The 17,554-nt window shown below is 71.0% G+C and carries 14 protein-coding genes; 7 read left to right on the top strand and 7 right to left on the bottom strand.

The annotated features are described in order from the left end of the window. Window positions 1-18 precede the first annotated feature (18 nt). From E1284_RS01545 to htpG, 3 genes are all read right to left on the bottom strand, one after another. A complete protein-coding gene (locus tag E1284_RS01545; protein ID WP_131936203.1) occupies window positions 19-1,560 on the bottom strand; it encodes an acetolactate synthase large subunit in 1,542 nt (513 codons plus the stop codon). A gap of 14 nt (window positions 1,561-1,574) precedes the next feature. Next, window positions 1,575-2,948 carry an FAD-binding oxidoreductase gene (locus E1284_RS01540; RefSeq protein WP_131936201.1) on the bottom strand — a complete coding sequence of 458 codons (1,374 nt, stop codon included), beginning with the start codon at window positions 2,946-2,948 and terminating at the stop codon, window positions 1,575-1,577. Between the two features lie 192 nt (window positions 2,949-3,140). Continuing rightward, the gene (htpG, locus tag E1284_RS01535) at window positions 3,141-5,012 is read right to left on the bottom strand and encodes a molecular chaperone HtpG (protein ID WP_131936199.1); all 1,872 of its coding nucleotides are present in this window, start codon (window positions 5,010-5,012) and stop codon (window positions 3,141-3,143) included. A gap of 200 nt (window positions 5,013-5,212) precedes the next feature. Between htpG and E1284_RS01530 the strand changes: the two genes are divergently transcribed. Then, window positions 5,213-5,437 (top strand): hypothetical protein, encoded by a 225-nt coding sequence (locus E1284_RS01530; RefSeq protein ID WP_131936197.1) that lies wholly within the window; start codon window positions 5,213-5,215, stop codon window positions 5,435-5,437. A 66-nt stretch (window positions 5,438-5,503) separates the two neighbouring features. Here the strand turns inward: E1284_RS01530 and E1284_RS01525 are convergent, their stop codons facing one another. Both E1284_RS01525 and E1284_RS01520 read right to left on the bottom strand, forming a co-directional pair. After that, entirely contained in the window at window positions 5,504-5,842 is a 339-nt protein-coding gene (locus tag E1284_RS01525) for a TraR/DksA family transcriptional regulator (RefSeq protein ID WP_131936195.1), read from the bottom strand. A 92-nt stretch (window positions 5,843-5,934) separates the two neighbouring features. After that, window positions 5,935-6,789 carry a GON domain-containing protein gene (locus tag E1284_RS01520; protein ID WP_207923493.1) on the bottom strand — a complete coding sequence of 285 codons (855 nt, stop codon included), beginning with the start codon at window positions 6,787-6,789 and terminating at the stop codon, window positions 5,935-5,937. Between the two features lie 520 nt (window positions 6,790-7,309). Here E1284_RS01520 and E1284_RS01515 point away from each other — a divergent pair. From E1284_RS01515 to E1284_RS01500, 4 genes are all read left to right on the top strand, one after another. Further along, window positions 7,310-7,504: a hypothetical protein gene (locus E1284_RS01515; protein ID WP_131936193.1), complete on the top strand. Its 195-nt coding sequence runs from the start codon at window positions 7,310-7,312 to the stop codon at window positions 7,502-7,504. Between the two features lie 63 nt (window positions 7,505-7,567). After that, window positions 7,568-8,167 carry a DUF6879 family protein gene (locus E1284_RS01510; protein WP_131936191.1) on the top strand — a complete coding sequence of 200 codons (600 nt, stop codon included), beginning with the start codon at window positions 7,568-7,570 and terminating at the stop codon, window positions 8,165-8,167. Beyond that, window positions 8,140-8,973 (top strand): phytanoyl-CoA dioxygenase family protein, encoded by an 834-nt coding sequence (locus tag E1284_RS01505; protein ID WP_131936189.1) that lies wholly within the window; start codon window positions 8,140-8,142, stop codon window positions 8,971-8,973. Before E1284_RS01510 ends, E1284_RS01505 begins: the two co-directional genes overlap by 28 nt. Further along, a complete protein-coding gene (locus E1284_RS01500; protein ID WP_243714187.1) occupies window positions 8,970-9,542 on the top strand; it encodes a GNAT family N-acetyltransferase in 573 nt (190 codons plus the stop codon). The genes E1284_RS01505 and E1284_RS01500 overlap by 4 nt, the downstream gene beginning before the upstream one ends. Here the strand turns inward: E1284_RS01500 and E1284_RS01495 are convergent. After that, on the bottom strand, window positions 9,446-11,782 hold the full coding sequence (locus E1284_RS01495; protein WP_207923492.1) for an ATP-binding protein: 2,337 nt from the start codon (window positions 11,780-11,782) through the stop codon (window positions 9,446-9,448). The genes E1284_RS01500 and E1284_RS01495 overlap by 97 nt on opposite strands. Window positions 11,783-12,021: 239 nt before the next feature. Further along, a complete protein-coding gene (locus tag E1284_RS01490; protein ID WP_131936183.1) occupies window positions 12,022-13,683 on the bottom strand; it encodes a DUF6119 family protein in 1,662 nt (553 codons plus the stop codon). Between the two features lie 179 nt (window positions 13,684-13,862). Here E1284_RS01490 and E1284_RS01485 point away from each other — a divergent pair, with 179 nt between their 5' ends. After that, complete coding sequence (locus E1284_RS01485) at window positions 13,863-15,509, top strand: N-6 DNA methylase (RefSeq protein ID WP_131936181.1); 1,647 nt, start codon at window positions 13,863-13,865, stop codon at window positions 15,507-15,509. Then, the gene (locus E1284_RS01480) at window positions 15,506-17,539 is read left to right on the top strand and encodes a type I restriction-modification system subunit M (protein WP_131936179.1); all 2,034 of its coding nucleotides are present in this window, start codon (window positions 15,506-15,508) and stop codon (window positions 17,537-17,539) included. The genes E1284_RS01485 and E1284_RS01480 overlap by 4 nt, the downstream gene beginning before the upstream one ends. The last annotated feature ends 15 nt before the right edge of the window (window positions 17,540-17,554 follow it).

The raw sequence follows: 17,554 nt of genomic DNA, 5'->3' as shown, positions 1-17,554 counted from the left end.
CCGCAGGTCAACGCGGAATTAGCCCAGGGGTGGGACGACCGCCTCGATGAGGTGCGGGCCCGGTTCGGCGAGCGCCTTGCCGAACTGGTCGGCGAGTTCCTCGGCCGTGTGCGCGCGGGACGCCGGCACGCCCATCCCGGACGCCAGCGCGACGAAATCGAGGGCCGGCCGCGACAGGTCGACCATGTCCCGCGTGATGGTCCCCTCCTCGGGCGGCGCGGGGACGGCGCCGACCCGCGTCGTCTCCATCGACAGGATCGCGTACGAGCCGTTGTTGAACACGACGGTCGTGACGTCGAGCCCCTCGCGGGCCTGCGTCCACAGCGCGGACAGCGTGTACATGGCGCTGCCGTCGGCCTCCATGCAGACGACCGGGCGGTCCGGGCAGGCGATCGCGGCGCCGGTCGCGACGGGCAGGCCCTGCCCGATCGCACCGCCGGTCAGCGACAGCCAGTCGTGCGGCGGCGCGCCGGCGGTGGCGCCCGGGAGCCACAGCCCGGACGTGTTGGCCTCGTCCGACACGATCGCGCCCTCGGGCAGCAGCGCGCCGATGACGGCGGCGGCGCTCTCCCCGGTGAGCGCCCCGGTCGGGACGTCCGGCCGCGCCGCCACCTGCAGCGCCGGAACCGCGTCCCCGCCGACCGCGTCGGCGAGCGGGCCCAGCGCGTCCGCGCCGAGGTCGTGCACCTGGCAGCCGTCCGGTACCAGGTCGCCCGGCTTGCCGGGGTAGGCGAAGAACGTCACGGGACGCCGCGCGCCCGCCAGGATGATGTGCCGGGCGCCGTCGAGCTGCGCCGCCGCCATCTCGCCCAGGTAGGCGAGCCGCTCCACCGCCGGGAGCCCGGCGCCCCGCTCCAGCCGCGCCGGGAACGTCTCGCACAGCACCCGCGCCCCGGTCGCCGCCGCGATCCGCCCGGCGGCCTCCAGCCCGCCGCGCCGGGTCGCGTCGCCGCCGATCAGCACGACGCAGGGTTCGCCGCTCGCGAGCGCGGCGGCGGCCGGTTCGAGCGCGCCCTCCGCCACCGGCTCGCGGGCAAGGGCGGGCGGCTCCACCGCCACGTCGCCGCCCTCCGACCAGGCGACGTCGGCGGGCACCACCAGGGTGGCGACGCCCGCGGCCCGCGCCGCCGCGACGGCCTCGGCCGCCGCCTTGCCCGCCTCGGCCACGTCCACCGGGCGCCGCATCCAGGCCGACACCGACCCGGCCACCGCCGCGATGTCCGACTGGAGCGGCGCGTCGAACCGCTCATGGCTCGTCGCGTGGTCGCCGATGACGGTCACGACCGGCGTCCCGGCCCGCCGCGCGTTGTGCAGGTTCGCGAGCCCGTTCCCGAGCCCCGGCCCGAGGTGCAGCAGCACGGCGGCCGGATCGGGCGCCATCCGCCCGTACCCGTCGGCCGCACCCGTCGCGACGCCCTCGAACAGGCACAGCACGCCCCTCGCACGCGGCTCGCCGTCCAGCGCCGCCACCAGATGCAGCTCGGACGTACCCGGATTGGCGAACCACACCCCGACGCCGGCCTCCGCCAACGTCCGCACCATGGCCTGCGCGCCGTTCATACGCAACTCCGATCTCAGCCGAACAGGACGCCCGGGTTGAGTATCCCGTCCGGGTCGAAGGATGTCTTGATCCGCCGCATCAGCGCCACCTTCGCCGGGTCCTCCAGGGCGAGGAAATGGCGGATCTTCTCTCGTCCGATACCGTGCTCTCCGCTGATCGTCCCACCCAGCTCCGCCGCGGCGGCGAGCAGCTCGTCCATGACCTTCGCCAGGGCGTCCTCGTCGGGCTGGAACACCGACAGGTGCACGTTGCCGTCGCCGGCGTGGCCGCAGCCGCCGATCAGCGCGCCGTGCCGGTCGGCGATGGCGGGGACGGCGGCGAAGAACCGGGCCAGCGCGGCGCGGGGCACGACGGCGTCCACGATCGCGTTCGCCCCGGCGTTCCGCGCGGCCCAGAACGCCCCCTCCCGCGCCGTGATCAGCTTGCGGAGCGGGTCGCCGGTGAGGACGTACACGTCGGCGGCGCCCAGCCCGGCCAGCTGCTCGCCGAGCGTCTGGACGTCCTCGTCCAGCCGGTCCGCCGAACGGTTCTCCAGCACCACCAGCAGGTAGGCGCCGGCGGCGTCCTGGATCTCCTGCGGCACGCCGAGGTCCAGTCCGGCGTTCTGCATGATCGCCGACATCGCGAGGAGGTCCACGTACTCCAGCACGAGCGGGTCGAGCCCGCCGCCCGTCAGCCGCGGCACGGCCGCCGTGACCGCCTCCGTGTCGGGGAACGGCGCCAGCACCCCGGCCCGGTGCGGCAGCCGGGCGCGCAGCCGCAGCGTCACCTCGGTCACCAGGGCGAGCGTGCCCTCCGACCCCACGATGAGCTGCGTCAGGTCGTATCCGGTGGACGTCTTCACATACCGGCCGCCCGTTCGGATCACCTCGCCGGTGGGGAGCACCGCCTCCAGCCCGAGCACGTGGTGGCGGGTCACGCCCTCCTTCACCGCGTGCATGCCGCCCGCGTTGGTCGCGACCGTCCCGCCGATGCTGGCGCTGCCCTCGCCAGGGAAGATCGGGTAGACGAGGCCGTGCGCGGCGGTCGCTTCGTCAAGTTCCGCGAGCGTGACGCCGGGCTGCACGACCGCGACCTGGCCGTCCGTGTCGATCTCCAGGATCTGGTTCATCCGCTCGAACGACACCACGAGCCCGCCCGGACGCGGCACCGCCGCTCCGGACAGCCCCGTCCCCGATCCGCGCGCCGTCACCGGCAGCCCGTGCTCACCGGCCACCTGCAGCACGGCCGCGACCTGCCCGGCGTCCGCGGGCCGCACCACCAGATCGGGCCGCACGCCGGTCACGCCGAGCGACTCGTCCCGCCCGTACTCCGGCGGCACCGCGTCACCTGCCAGCACATGCTCCTCGCCGACGACCTCCGCCAGCGCCGTCCGGACATCCGCCATGGCTTCCCTCCAGGTGCCCCGCCCGGCCAAGTCTGGCCCCGCCGCCCACGGACGGCGGGGTGACCTCCGCCCCTGATCTGAGGGCCGAAGGTCCCGGCGCTCACCTCGCGGAAACCCGGTGGGCGCCGGGTCGGCGGCGTGAACGCATCTGAGGACAAGGTCGTACGGCTCGGCGCCGTGCGCAAGGTGCGGTCAACGGCCGGGCGCCTCCGGTGCTCGGGACGTGAGGGAGACGAGGAGGTCGTTGAGGCGGGAGACGAACGCGCCGGGCTCCTCGATGCGGGCCCCGCTGGTGAGGACGGCCTGGTCGAACAGGACGTGCGCCCAGTCGGCCAGGCGCGGGTCGTCCTGCCCGCCGTTCAGCCGCTCGACCAGCGGATGGCGCGGGTTGATCTCCAGGACCGGCCGGCCCGGCAGCCCGGAGCCGCGCAGCCGCTGCGCGAGGGCGAACTCGGTCTCCGCGCCGTCCCCGACGATGCAGGCGGGCGAGGTGGTGAGGCGGCTGCTCACGCGCACGTCGAACGCCCTGCCGTCCAGGTGCTCCTTGAGCCGGCCGACGAGGGCGGCGTAGTCGGCGCCGGCCTGCTCGGCGGCCTCCTCGTCCGCCGCGTCCGCCATGCCGCCGAAGTCGGGTGCGCCCTGGGCGACCGACTGCAGCGGCCTGTCCTCGAAGCGCGGCAGGGCGGTGACGACGAAGGTGTCGACGGGGTCGTCCAGCAGCAGCACCTCGATGCCCTTCTCGCGGAACGCCTCCAGGTGCGGGCTGGACGCGGCGTCCGAGAGGCCCGGCGCGAGCAGGTAGTAGATCTTGTCCTGCCCCTCCTTCATGCGGGACACGTAGTCCGCCAGCGAGATCCCGGTCCGCTCGGTGGAGGTGAACCGCAGGAGCCGCGCGATGTCGTCCCGGTGCGCGGGGTCGTCGGGGACGCCCTCCTTCAGGGTGGCGCCGAACTCCTTCCAGAAGGTCGCGTACTTCTCGGGCTCGCCGTCCGCCATGTCCTTGAGCAGCTTGAGCACCCGCTTCACGGCGCTGGACCGGATGTGGTCCATGGCCTGGCCGCCCTGCAGGATCTCGCGCGACACGTTCAGCGGCAGGTCGGCGGAGTCGATGACGCCGCGCACGAACCGCAGGTACCGGGGCATCAGCCGGTCGGTGTCCTCCAGGATGAAGACGCGCTGCACGTGGAGCCGCACGCCCTGGAGCGACTGCGGAAGCCACAGGTCGTACGGCGCCTGCGACGGGACGAACAGCAGCAGCGTGTACTCGTACCGTCCCTCCACCTTGGCGTGGACGTGCGCGAGCGGCTCGGCGAAATCGTTGGTGAGCTGCCGGTAGAAGTCGGTGTAGTCCTGCTCCTTCAGTTCGCTCTTGGGACGCGCCCACAGTGCCGTCGCCCGGTTCACCGGGGTGTCGTCGTCGCCCAGCAGGATGGGCCGCCCGATGTGGTCGGAGTACCGCTTGATGATCGTCCGGAGCCGGTGCTCGTTCAGCAGGTCGTCCTCGCCGTCGCGCAGGTGCAGGACGATCGTCGTGCCGCGCTCGGCGCGCTCGACGGACTCCACGGTGTACTCGCCCCTGCCCCCGGACGACCAGCGCACGCCCTCGTCCGGCGGCAGCCCCGCGCGCCGGGTCGTCAGCGTCACCCGGTCGGCGACGATGAACGCCGAGTAGAAGCCGACGCCGAACTGCCCGATCAGCGCGGTGTCGCCGCGCTTGTCGCCGCTCATCGCGCGGAGGAACTCGGCGGTGCCGGACCGGGCGATCGTGCCGATGTTGCCGATCACCTCGTCGCGGCTCATGCCGATGCCGTTGTCGGCGATGGTGATCGTGCGGGCGTCCCGGTCGAAGCCGACCCGGATCCGCGGCTCGTCGTCCGTCTCCTTCCCGGTCGCCTCCGGGGCGGTGAAGCGCTCGATCCGGAACCGGTCGATCGCGTCGGACGAATTGGAGATCAGCTCGCGCAGGAATATCTCCTTGTCGCTGTACAGGGAATTGGCCATGAGATCGAGGATCTGGGCCGCCTCGGCCTGAAAGCTGAACGTCTCCTCCGCGGGCAGGGTCACCGTTTACCTCCTTTAGCCGTCCGGACGACCCATCAGAATAGAAATGCCGTCGCCCACCGGTCAACCGACCGCGCGCCCGGAGGCCGAGCGGGCCGCCGCCGCGCCGCGTTCCCGCAGGTCGTCCAGGAGATGGCGGCCGGTCGTGTGGCTCCGGACATATGGGGTACGCGCCGGAGGACGACCACAATCGGGGAGGAAACATGCCTGTCCAGGAGACCGGTCACGTCACGGGGACCAAGGACAAGGACTACGACATCACCTGGTTCGTCGAGCAGTGCCTGAGCAACGCGCTCCGGCTCGACACCTTCATCGAGGACGCCGAGCGCGACGGGGACGTCGAACTCGCCGACTTCTTCCGCCGGGCGCAGGGGGAGAGCCGCAAGGGCGCCGAGCAGGGCAAGGAACTCCTCAAACAGCGCCTCTGACGCGGCATCCCGTCCCGTCCGGGCCGCGACCGCCCGGGCGGGGCGCCGCCGGGCCTCGTCCGAAAGTCAGCGTGAGGCGCAGGTGATGCAGGTGCGGGCTGCCGGGCGCGCGGCCAGGCGTTCCGCCGCGATGGGGCCGCCGCAGTGCTCGCACGTGCCGTAGGTGCCGTCGCGGAGCCGGCCGAGTGCGTCGTCGATGTCGGCCAGTTGCGCGCGGGCCCGCTGCAGGGACGCCTCGATCCGGGCGCGTTCGAAGGCGATGGTCGCGCCTTCCGGGTCGTGCTCGTCGTCCACGTTGGCCTGCGACGACGCCTCGACGACGCCGTCCCAGTCGCCGTTCAGCGATGCGATGAGCTCCAGCGTGCCGGCGCGAGCCGTGATCAGACGTTCTTCTGCCGTGGTCATCTCAGGTTCAACGCCGATCCCGCCGGGCCGAATTCCGCTGGGGCGACCGTCTTGCGGACGTGTGCCCGCAAGGCGGTCGCCGGGTGCACGGATCAGTTGGCGGATGTGATTCGTCCGTAGGCGTCCAGGACCGCGATCGGGCGGGCGCCGGGGCGCAGGCGTACCTCGCGCCGGTCGCCGTGGCGCTCGATCTGCGGTGTGCCTCTGGCCGCGGTGCTGAGGTCGACGCAGAGGCCGGCGCCCGCGACGCTCGGCTTCGCGCAGGCCAGCTTGAGGTTGGCCATGCCCGGGGACGGGTTGTACGGGTTGTACTGCACCGGGGTCGGCATGTTCCAGCCGCAGAAGCCGCCGCCGGTGAGGTCGGCGACCTGGCCGGACGGGCTCACGGTGGCCGTCCCGCTGGGACCGGCGCCGCCGAGGGCGAAGGGGTTGTCCACGCGGACGGCCGTCCCCTGGAGGTCGATGTTGGCCAGCCCGTCCGGGGCGCTGGTGCACGCCATGGCGACGGCGTAGGGCATGCTCGTCACGGTGTCCGATCCGGCGTGGCTCAGCGAGCCGGTGGACGAGGCGTAGGTCAGGTCGCCGATGTCCACGGTGAATGCGGCGGGGTCGATGCGCAGCCGGGTGAACGCGGTCCGGACGTTCGTGCCGGGAGACGCGCCGCCGGCCGTGTACTGCGAGAAGTTGGCGGACTGGCCGGTCTTCACGAGGGTGATGTATTCGCGGGGCGTGCTCTTCATCCCGGCGCAGTACACCGTGAAGAGCCGGCCGCCGCCGGCGAGCAGGTAATTGCCGTCCGGCGCGATCGGAATGCGCTCGTGCACCTTCTGGCAGGTGCCGGGCAGGAGGCCCGGCTGCTGGGCATGGGCGGGAACCGCCGCGGCCATCGGCACCGCGGCGCACAGGGCCGCCAGAACCACGGACGTCCGGAATGGCAATCTTGCCATGGAATTCCCCCGTCGGATCGGGATGGAGAGCGGGCATCCGCAAGCCAACAGTGCCCTCGGCGTTCCGGGCAATATCCGGCACGACGAACGAACTAAGCGGTAAGAATCATCGACCGGCAAATAGGACTAATTCCATTAAAGCCCGTATCCTGCCCGCGAAACGGCGGCCGCGATCCCGCCCAGGAACCCGCCGGAACCCGGGGCCGCGGGCAGCATACGGCCCCGGACGACGCGTACTGCTCGCCGTGGCCTGGCTCCGTCCCGCGAGCCCGATCCCCGCCCCGCCCCCATGGCGCGGGGAAGGCGTCCGTATCCGGTCAAGGCCATAGGATGATCACTGGATGAGTGCTGGAATTCCATCCGTGTGCCGGATGAGAAGTAACTAGACTGGTTATGGACCGATAGAATCCGCCATGCGGTCCTTGCGGTGGATGCTTTCCGTGAGAAGCCGCTTGACGCTCTCACTTGATCGATATATATAGACCGTACAGATGCATATCGGCGAGGCGAGGTCCGCGTCATGACACTCAAACTGATCGGTGGTTCGGGCTGCGGCAACGGTCCGTGTCCCGCGGTGTACGAGACGGAGAACAAGACGATCGTCGTACAGGGCTTCGTCGTCGACCCCGACAGGGTGGATCTCTCGCTGCCGCCCGGCGAGGCCGCCGTGGAGATCCCGCGCTACATCCTGGAGCGGGCGCTCGCCGCCGAATGACCGCGAGGCCGGCGGCCAGTGGCGGGCCGGCCCGAAAATGGGAGAATTCTCATTATTCTCAACATGGATCAGTTCGGTCGGCTTTTCGCGGAGTTCAGGTCGTCGGCGACCCGGATCGAAACGCTCGCCGTCTACACCGTTCCGGAGGAGCGCGAGCACTTCGAGCTCTACCTGTCGGGGGCGCCGCTCCCGCCGGACCGGAACGAGGAATGGGCGCGGAACATCCGCGAGTGCGCCGCCGCGGGCAAGTACATGGGGCGCGTGCACATCATCGACCACGTGCTCACGCCGTACCTCCAGTTCGAGATCGACTGGTACTACGCGATCAACGGCGCGGCCGGGGAGGACATCCGGTTCATCTTCCGCGAGGACGTCCCGGACGTCGTCCACACCGACACGTGGCTCTTCGACGACGAGACCGTCGTCGACCTGAGCTATGACGACGAGGGCCGGCTGCTGTACGTCAACCAGAACGAGGATCCGGCGCGTCTGGCGGAGGCCAGGGCCGCCTGGCGGGAGTTCCACGACCGTTCGTTCCCACTCGCCGACCTCCTGGCCAAGATCCGCGGTAACGAGCTGACGGTGCCGCGGCGCCCGCCGATGGTCCTCGGCACCCCACAGGCGGAGGAGGAGGCATGCGCGCCGGGGGCCGGACGCACCTGAGCACCGAGTTCGTCATCAGCGACCAGGCGGCCGGATACCCCCGCCGCACGGTCACCACCACGGCGACGCCCGAGGACCTCGACGCGCTCGTCCGGTCGGGCTACCTCGTGCGCAGGCGCCTGCTGGACGAGGCGGCGGCCGGGGTCCTCGCGGACGCCGTGCTGCGCCTGGCCGAAGCCGAGGAGGGACGGCCCGAGGCCGAAGAGCTTCCCGGTGACAGCGCCTACATCCGGTCGCTGCTCGACAAGGACCCGCTGTTCCACCCGCTCCTGCGCCTGGAGCCGGCGCTGTCGATCGCGCGGACGCTGCTCGGCCCGCAGGTGTGGATCGACCTGGAGGCCCGGCTGAACCACGCGGGCCGCCCCGGTGTCGCGGTGCCCTGGCACGCCCATCTGCCGGTCATCCCCGACCCCCTGCCGCCCCTCTTCAGCCACCCGCACCAGATCCACTGCCTGATCTACCTCGATCCGGTCACCGAGCGGGAGGGCGCCCTGTGCCTGCTGCCCGGATCGCATCGCGACGGCGCGGTGCGCATCCCGCTCGGTGACCGGAGCGACCGGGACGGGCAGGTCGAGCTGTTCTTCGAACCGGGCGACGCGGTCCTCATCCACGCGGGCCTGTGGCACCGGACCGTCCCGTCCGAGGCGGCCGCCGGTTACCGCCGGCTGCTGCTGCTCGGTTTCGTCCCGTCCTGGCAGAGGGCCGACACCGGCCGCGGCGTGCGCGCCGAACGCCCGCTCACCGAGGAACTCGCGCGGGACGGAGACGCGGAGACCCGCGAGCTGCTCGGTGAGTTCCAGTGGTGACCGTCAGTCTGCGCCCGCTCGAAGAAGCCGACCTCCCGGTCTTCGAACGCGCCTACGCCACCCGGGACGGCTCCGGAGAGCACCAGTGGTTCGGGTTCGGTCCGCCCGGCCGGGGCCTCGCGGAGATGGGGGCGCTGGGCCCGGAGGGCGGCAGGCTGACCGTGACCGCCGGCGGCCGGGTCGCCGGAAGCGCCTTCTGGTTCCGCCGCTCCTGGGGGCCGCCCGAGACGTCGTGGTGCTGGGAGGTGGCCCTGCACGTCCTCACGGCACAGCGGCGGCGCGGTGTCGGCACGCAGGCGCTGAACCAGCTCACCGGGTACCTGTTCGACCACACGACGGCCTGGCGCGTCCAGGCCATCGCCGACGCCGGCAACACCGCCTCGCAGCGGATGCTCGCGCGCGCCGGTTTCAGCAGGGAGGGCCTGCTGCGCGCCGCGCAGTGGCGGGAGGGGCGCCGGCATGACCAGGTGCTCTACTCGCTGCTGCGCGACGACTCGCTGCCCGGGTCCGGCCCGGCGGCGGCCGCGGCGGCCTCCGCGCGCAGCGCCACCGACCGCGCGTCGTCGTAGTCGGCGAAGATCGCCTGGGCCTCGGCCAGGTATGGTGCGGCCTCGCCGCGCTCCCCGCCCGCCGCCAGCGCGTCGGCGAGCCGTACCAGGCTCTTCGCGCGCTTCCAGCGGTCACCGAGCCTGCCGTGCACCGTTGCGGCACGGCGATGGAAGTCCGCCGCCTCCGGGAGCCTGCCGAGTGCGCGGTACGCGCGGCCCGTGCCGTCCAGCGCCATCGCCTCGCGGCTCGGGTCGCCCTCCTTGCGGAACATCACGGCGGCGCGCTGGGTGGTGACGAGCGCGTCTTCGGGGCGTCCTTCCGCCAACTGAGCCTTGCCCAGGTACAGCAGCGCCGTGCCCTCCCACAGCGAGTTGTCCATGTCGCGTGCGATGGCCACCGCGTCCTCCGCCGTGGCGAGTGCCCGCGCGCTCTGCCCGCGCCTGCGCGCCAGCAGGCTGAACGCGGTGAGCACCATCGACTCGTAGAGGCGGTGGTCGCCCATGTCCCGGTACGCCCCCAGCGACCTGGCGAGGACGGGCTCGGCCTCGTCGAGCAGCTCCAGCTGGATCAGGGCGTAGCCGAGGCTGTAGCGGACGGTCGCCGTCCAGTAGGGGTCACCGAGGTCCTGGATGATCGGCAGCGCCTCCTCCAGGCCCGCACGCGCCCGCGCCGGCCGGTGCGCGAACAGCTCGACCCAGCCGAGCCCGTTCAGTGCCTTGACCGTGCTGAGACGGTCGCCCAGCTCACGGTGGATCTCCATCGCCGCCCGGTGGTAGCGGGCGGCCTCGTCCAGTTGGAGCGTCATCCGGCAGAGCCGGCCGATGCTCTCGCAGAGCACGGCCTCGCCCTCCCGGTGACCGAGCGCCCGCGCCGCCTCCAGCCCCAGCTCGGACGTGACCCGCCAGTCCTGGAAGTGGTTGTAGGTCGCGTAGATCCGTTCCAGGACCACGGCCAGCCGGTAGGTGAGTTCCCGCCGGTCGGTCTCGGCGGCGGCGCGCACCGCGCCCAGGAGGTTCGCCTTCTCCTCGGCGTACCACCGGGCGGCCTGCTCTCGGTCTCGGAAGGCCGGCGCGGGGAAGCCGGGAGGCGGTTCGAGCTCGAACAGCAGTGTCGTGTCGTGGGCGAGCGAGAGCGCGCACTGGTACGCGCCGTGCAGGTACCACGAGCACATCCGCTCGACCGCGGCCAGCTGGTCCTGCTGCGAGACCTCGTACCCGGCCCTCGCCACCGCGTAGGCGCGCAGCAGGTCGTGGAACTGGTAGCGCCCCGGTGACCGCTGCTCCAGCAGGTAGGCGCCGGCGAGGACGTCCAGGCAGGCGCGCACCCGCTCCTCCCCGGGATCGGCGAGGACGGCCGCGGCGGCCTCGCTGAAGTCGCCGCCGGGATGCAGCCCGAGCAGGCAGAACAGCCGGGCGGCGTGCTCGGGAAGCGCGCGGTAGGACCAGGCGAAGACCGTCCGGACCGCCTCGGCCTCGTCGTCGTCGCCGGTGGACAGCGCGTCCCACAGGGACGATTCGTCCCGCAGGTCGGCGATGAGCTCGCCCAGCGGCATGCCCGGACGCCCCGCGGCGCGCTCGGCGGCGATGCGCAGCGCCAGCGGGAGGTTGGCGCACAGCCGGGCCAGCTCGGCGATGTCCGCGGGATCGTCGCCGGGCCGGTAGGCCGCCATCGTCTCGGTCAGCAGCGCGACCGACTCCGCTTCGGACAGGGTCTCCAGGATCGTGCGCTGCGCGCCGTCGCGGATGAGCAGGCCGGAGAGCCGGCTGCGGCTCGTCACGATGGCCAGGCTGCGGCCCGCCCCAGGAATGAGCGGCCTGACCTGCCCAGTTGTTCCGGCATTATCAAGAATTACCAACATCTGGCGATCGGCGAGAATTGACCGATATAGGGCGGACTTGTCGTCCACCTCGGGAGGAATGGCCGTCGCGGGGACGCCGAGCGCGATCAGGAACCGCTCCAGCGCCTGCCCCGGCGTCACCGGCGGCCCCGGATCGTAGCCGCGCAGATCCACGTAGAGCTGCCCGTCCGGGAACGCGTCGCGGACCCGATGCGCCCAGTGCAGCACCAGCGATGTCTTGCCCACCCCGGCTGTTCCCGCGATCACGTAGGCGACGAGGCCGTCCGCCGCGTCGGCCTGCGGCCCGGTGATGAGGGCGTCCAGCCGCCGGAGATCGTCCCGCCGGTTGACGAAGACCCGGACGCCCCTGGGCAGCTGCCACGGCGCGGAACGCGGCGTTCCGCGACCGTAATGGAAATGCACTCCGCCGTCGATATCGCGAGCCTGTACGACATCTCCGGCGCTGCCCGACATGGTCGAATAGGTGTCGTGGGCAGTGGGATCATGCTGATCTTCCGGCATCGATCACCTGCCCTTTCCGCCTTTCCCCACCCTACGACGCCCCCGCCCCCCGGCAAACGCGCGCCAGTGGCCATCCGCGGCCGGTTCAGGGATGTCACCGCCGCGCGCAGGCACACGCCAGGCACGGGAACGCGGCGATGTCAGTCGGCTTCGCGCGCGATCGGGATCACCTCAACCTCTACGCCGTAGTTCGCCTTCAGGATGCTCGACATGCGGGCGAGGGCGATCTGCGCGTGCGGGAAGAGCGTGTCGGCGGTCAGCGGGGTCTTGCGCTTGACCATCATCCCGAATACCACCTTCTCCGGACGCCAGCCCTTCGGCAGGGTCCGTGCTTGGTTACTGGTCCTGCGGACGAGCCCGGCGAACTCCTCCCGGGCGTCAGGCAGGAGGCAGAGCGCCTCGGTGGAAATGAGCGCCTGGTTGAACAGGTGGCTGAACGGGCCAGTGCCCTGGCCGGCCTTGACGTGGATGAGTTCGTTGTCCGGGCCGAGCAGGTCGCACGCCTCGAAGCCCTTCTTGCCGTGGTACGGGCTGGGCACCATGACCCTGTCCAGCTTGAGAACGCGTTCCGGGCCGAGCAGTTTCTCGACGTGCTTGTTGTAGTTCTCCTCATCGCCCTCCGGCCATTTCGGGAGGGGCACGCCGGGGGTGTCCGCGAAGAGCCCGGCGATCTGCCGCTGGATGGAGTCGTGATAGCGGACTCCGCCCTCGTACCAGCTCCCTTCGATGAGGAAGTAGTCGCGCGTGTCGAGGCGTGTCGACACCGCCAGCCACCGGTCCGCCGACGCCTTCGCGATGGCGTGCTGCCCGTGCTCGTCCTCGCAGAGTCGCACCTCGCCTCGCCGAAGCGCCTCGATCGGCGGAATCTCGCGCCCGCCGCGCCACTGGGTGAGGAGCATCTCCAGATCGGGCTCGCTCGTCCGGCGGAGGAGTTCGCGGCGGCCGACCTTGATGACGAGGCTCTGCGCCTCGCCGGCCGCCTCGGTGACTTCCAGCGGGACGGCGGGTGCGAGCTGCGTGACCGTGTCGTCGGCGTCCAGGTCGTTGCGGAGGTAGGCGTTGAGCTGCTCGTCGAGCTCCTTGCTCCGGGCCTTGTCTCGGACGGGCACGATGGCCTCGATGAAGGCGAACTCGTCCCGGACGTCCCGCGCGCAGATCTCCGAGATCCGGCGGAGCAGCGCCACGAGCAGGTCGGGAGCGAGCGGGATGGCCATCCGCAGTCCGGCCGCACCCTCCACGCGCACGGGCTTGTCCCCGTCGAGGCCGAGATCTGCCGGATCGACCCGTCCGGCCAGGCTGCGCACGAGTTCGGCGTACTCGCTGAGCCCCACGTGCCCGATCGGGATGCCGCCCGGGACCCGCGTGGCGTCCTGCCGCCCGAGCCCGGTCATGGACCGCCGGACGATGCCGCGGATGTCGGCGTCCACCGCACGGATGGTGAAGCCGAGCCCGAAACCGTGGTCCTTGAAGTCGTCGGGGACGGCGCGGAAGCCGCTGCCGAAACCGATCACGTAGGTGACGCCGTCCACTTCGACCCAGAGCAGTGCCCCGCAGTCCTGTGTCTCATAGTCAGCGGGGAGCGGCCCGGCCAGCCGGGTCGCGGCATCGAACCAGGTGGCAGGCTCCGGCCCGTACCGCCAGATGATCATCACGCCGGACGCCCCGGGCAGGTCGAGGTCGACGATGTCGTTGCGGATCGTCTTCTCCATGAAGTCCTCCGCGAGCCGTTCGAAGAACGTCGCCAGGTCGTCTCCGGATTCGGAGCGGCGGTAGATGGTCACTTCGCGAGTGGGGACGGTCATGGCGGACCTCCGGAGGAAGACGTCCCGGCACGAGCGGCCGGGGTCGGATGAAAAAGGACATGCGCGGGCCTCGCGGAGTCCGCGCCTCACTGGCTCCGTAAACAGAGTCGGGTAGATTGTTAGCGTTGTCAACGCGTTTGAATATTGATCAGGTGCTCACGCCCGTGTACGTTGCCGTTATGCCTGATGAAGAGCCGCTGGTTCCGCCGGCGGAGATCGCCCGGATGGCCGGGGTGACCCGCGCGGCCGTGTCGAACTGGCGGCGCCGCCACGCGGACTTCCCCGAGCCCGCGGGCGGCACGGCGTCGGCGCCGCTGTTCCCGCTGTCTCACGTCCGCCGCTGGCTGGAGCGGCAGGGCAAGGGCCAGGCGGTGGCGGACGAGGTCAGGCTGTGGCATGCGCTCCGTGCCGAGCGGGGCGCGGACATGGCCGGCGCGCTCGCCGCCGTCGCGGCCGAGCTGAGCGGCGAACCCGCCGAGCGGCCGCTGTCGGCCCCCACCGCCGAACTGGTCGCCGAACTGGCACGGGAGCGGACGCCGGGGGATCTCGTCGGCGACCTGGCGAAGCGGTTCGTCGCGTCAGCGACCCACAGCGGCGGTGAGCATGTGTCGACACCGGCGCTCGTCCGCGTCATCCGCCATTTCGCCGGGGACGTTAAAGGTGTCGTGTACGACCCGGCCTGCGGCATCGGCGACCTGCTGCTGTCCGTCGGCGGCGCCAAGGTGAAGACCCGCGTCGGGCAGGACACGGCGGGCGACCTGCCCGAGTTCGTCCGGCTGCGAGCGGCCCTGGAGGAGCGGCCCGGCACGATCGAGACCGCCCGCGGTGACTCGCTCCGCGACGACCGGTTCCCCCGGCTCAAGGCCGATCTGGTCGTGTGCGACCCGCCGTCCGGCCAGGCCGACTGGGGGCGCGACGAGCTGCTGCTCGACCCGCGCTGGGAGATCGCGCTGCCGCCGAAGGCGGAGGGCGATCTCGCCTGGCTCCAGCACTGCCACTTCCACACCGCGCCGGGCGGACGCGCCCTAGTGGTGCTGCCGGCGTCCGCCGCGTACCGCCGGTCGGGCCGCCGGATCCGTGCCGAGTTGGTGCGCGGCGGCCTTCTCGACACGCTCGTCGCGCTACCGGGCGGCCTCGCCGCGGGGCACTCCGCGCCCGTCCACCTGTGGGTGCTGCGGCGTCCGACCCGGCAGCCGGGCCCGGATGCGGTCGTCCGCATGATCGATCTGACGGACGCCGACCTCGGGGGGTCCATTGCTCCCGACGCCGACCGCGTCGCCGACGTGCCCGTCATCTCCCTGCTGGACGAGGACGCCGACCTCACCCCCGGCCGCCACGTCGCCGCAGGTCAGCCTGGCGCCGCCGCCTACGACCGGGCACGCGCCCGTTTCGACGAACTGCTCGACGGCCTGAGGGGGGCGTTGCCCCGCCTGCCGGAGGGTGCGGAGGACATCGCGGCCACCGTGAACGTGTCCGAGCTGATCCGCGGCGGCCTCGTCCGGGTCGAGGACGGGCGCGCCAGTTCGACCACCGACCAGCTCGATACCGACTTCCTGCTCGGGTTCTTGAAGAGCGCCGTCAACACGCGCCGGAACACGTCCGGCTCCGGCACCCACCGCGCGGATCCGAGGGGAGCCCGCGTCCCGCAAATGGACCCGGACCGGCAGCGGACGTACGGGGCGGCGTTCAGAGAACTGGAAACCTTCGTACAGCGCCTCGAAGAGGCGGCCAAGATGGGACGCCGTGCCGCACAACTGGCCCACGACGGCCTGACGAGCGGGACACTGGAACCGCCCCCCGCACGCGAGGAAGAGGATGACGAGTGAGCGTTGACCAGAACCTGTCCGCCTTCATCTGGTCGGTGGCGGATCTGCTCCGAGGCGACTACAAGCAGTCGGAGTACGGCAAGGTCATCCTCCCGTTCACGGTGCTGCGCCGCTTCGACTGCGTGATGGAGCCGACCCGCCAGGTCGTGTGGGATCGGGATGAGGCGTATCCGGGCGACACCCCGCCGGCGCTGCTGAAGGCGGCGGCCGGGCTGCCGATCTACAACACGTCCCGGCAGAGCTTCCGGACGATCGGGGCCGACCCGGCGAACGTGCGGAAGAACCTCACCGACTATGTCAACGGCTTCTCGGTCGAGATCGCCGAGATCCTCGACCGGTACGCGTTCCACACCCAGATCGAGCGGTTGGACGCGGCCGGGCTGCTCTACCAGGTCGTGCAGAAGTTCGCCGACCCGAAGCTCGACCTGAGCCTGTCGAAGGTCAGCAACCACGACATGGGCTACCTGTTCGAGGAACTGATCAGGAAGTTCTCGGAGCTGTCGAACGAGACGGCCGGTGAGCACTTCACGCCCCGCGAGGTCATCGAGCTGATGGTCGAGCTGCTGCTGGCCCCCGACAACGACGCGCTGACCGGCACCAGGAAGGTCATCGACATTCTCGACCCCGCCTGCGGGACGGGCGGGATGCTCGCCACCGCGGAAGAGCACATCCGGAAGATGAACCCGGAGATCCGCATCAACCTGGCGGGGCAGGAGATCAACGCCGAGTCCTACGCGATCTGCCGCTCCGACATGCTGATGAAGGGGTACGACGACAAGAGCGCGGCGATCAAGTTCGGCAACTCGTTCAGCGACGACCAGCACACCGCGTACCCGTTCCGGTACATGCTCGCCAACCCGCCGTTCGGCGTGGAATGGAAGAAGGTCGAGAAGGCCGTCAAGGACGAGCACAACGACCTCGGCCATGCCGGACGCTTCGGCGCCGGCCTGCCGCGCATCAACGACGGCTCGTTCCTGTTCCTCCAGCACATGATGCACAAGATGCGGCCCACGACGGCCGACGTGGGGGACGACGACCTCAAGGGCTCCCGCATCGCCATCGTGTTCAACGGCTCGCCGCTCTTCACCGGCGGCGCGGGGTCCGGTGAGTCGGAGATCCGCCGCTGGATCATCGAGAACGACCACCTTGAGGCGATCGTCGCCCTGCCCGACCAGCTCTTCTACAACACCGGCATCTCCACGTACTTTTGGATCGTCACGAACAACAAGGGGCCGGAGAACCGAGGCAAGGTCATCCTCCTGGACGCCCGCGACCAGTGGACGAAGATCCGCAAGTCCCTCGGCGAGAAGCGCAAGGAGATCAGCAAGGCCCAGCGCGCCCACATCTGCACCATCTACCGGGACGCGTTCTCCATCGCCGCCGACCCGGACCACCCCGACCACGCCAAGGTCAAGGTGTTCCGCAACGAAGAGTTCGGTTACCAGCGCATCACCATCGACCGGCCGCTTCGCCAGCGCTTCGAGGTCAGCGAGGAGACCCTCGCCGCCGTCGCCGAGGCGAAGGCCGTCCAGGGCTATGACCCCGACCTGCGGGACGAGCTGCTGACCGGTCTCAAGACCCTCATCGGCACGTCCGAGACCGACCGGACGAAGTTCCGCGAGAAGCTCTTCGCGGCCTACATCGAGAACTCGGTCACCGTCCCGCCGGACAAGGTCGAGAAGGCCGTCATGGCGGCGTTCTCTGTCACCGACCCAGACGGAGAGGTCCAGAAGGCCAAGGGCAAGGTCGTCCACGACCCCGACCTCCGCGACTTCGAGAACGTCCCCCTCACCGAAGATATTGACGAGTACTTCGCCCGCGAGGTCCTCCCGCACGTCCCCGACGCCTGGATCGCCGAGACCAAGGACCCCAAGACCAAGGAAACGATCCGCGCCAAAATCGGCTACGAGATCCCCTTCACGCGGTATTTCTATACCTACACCCCACCCCGCCCCCTCGAAGAGATCGACGCCGACCTCAAAGCCATCGAAGCCCAGATCCAAACCCTCCTCGGCCAGGTGACCGCGTGAGTTCTAGCATGAGGC

The sequence above is a fragment of the Actinomadura bangladeshensis genome, assembly GCF_004348335.1.
Classification (GTDB): Bacteria; Actinomycetota; Actinomycetes; order Streptosporangiales; family Streptosporangiaceae; genus Spirillospora; species Spirillospora bangladeshensis.
This window is presented reverse-complemented; position numbering and strand designations above follow the sequence as displayed.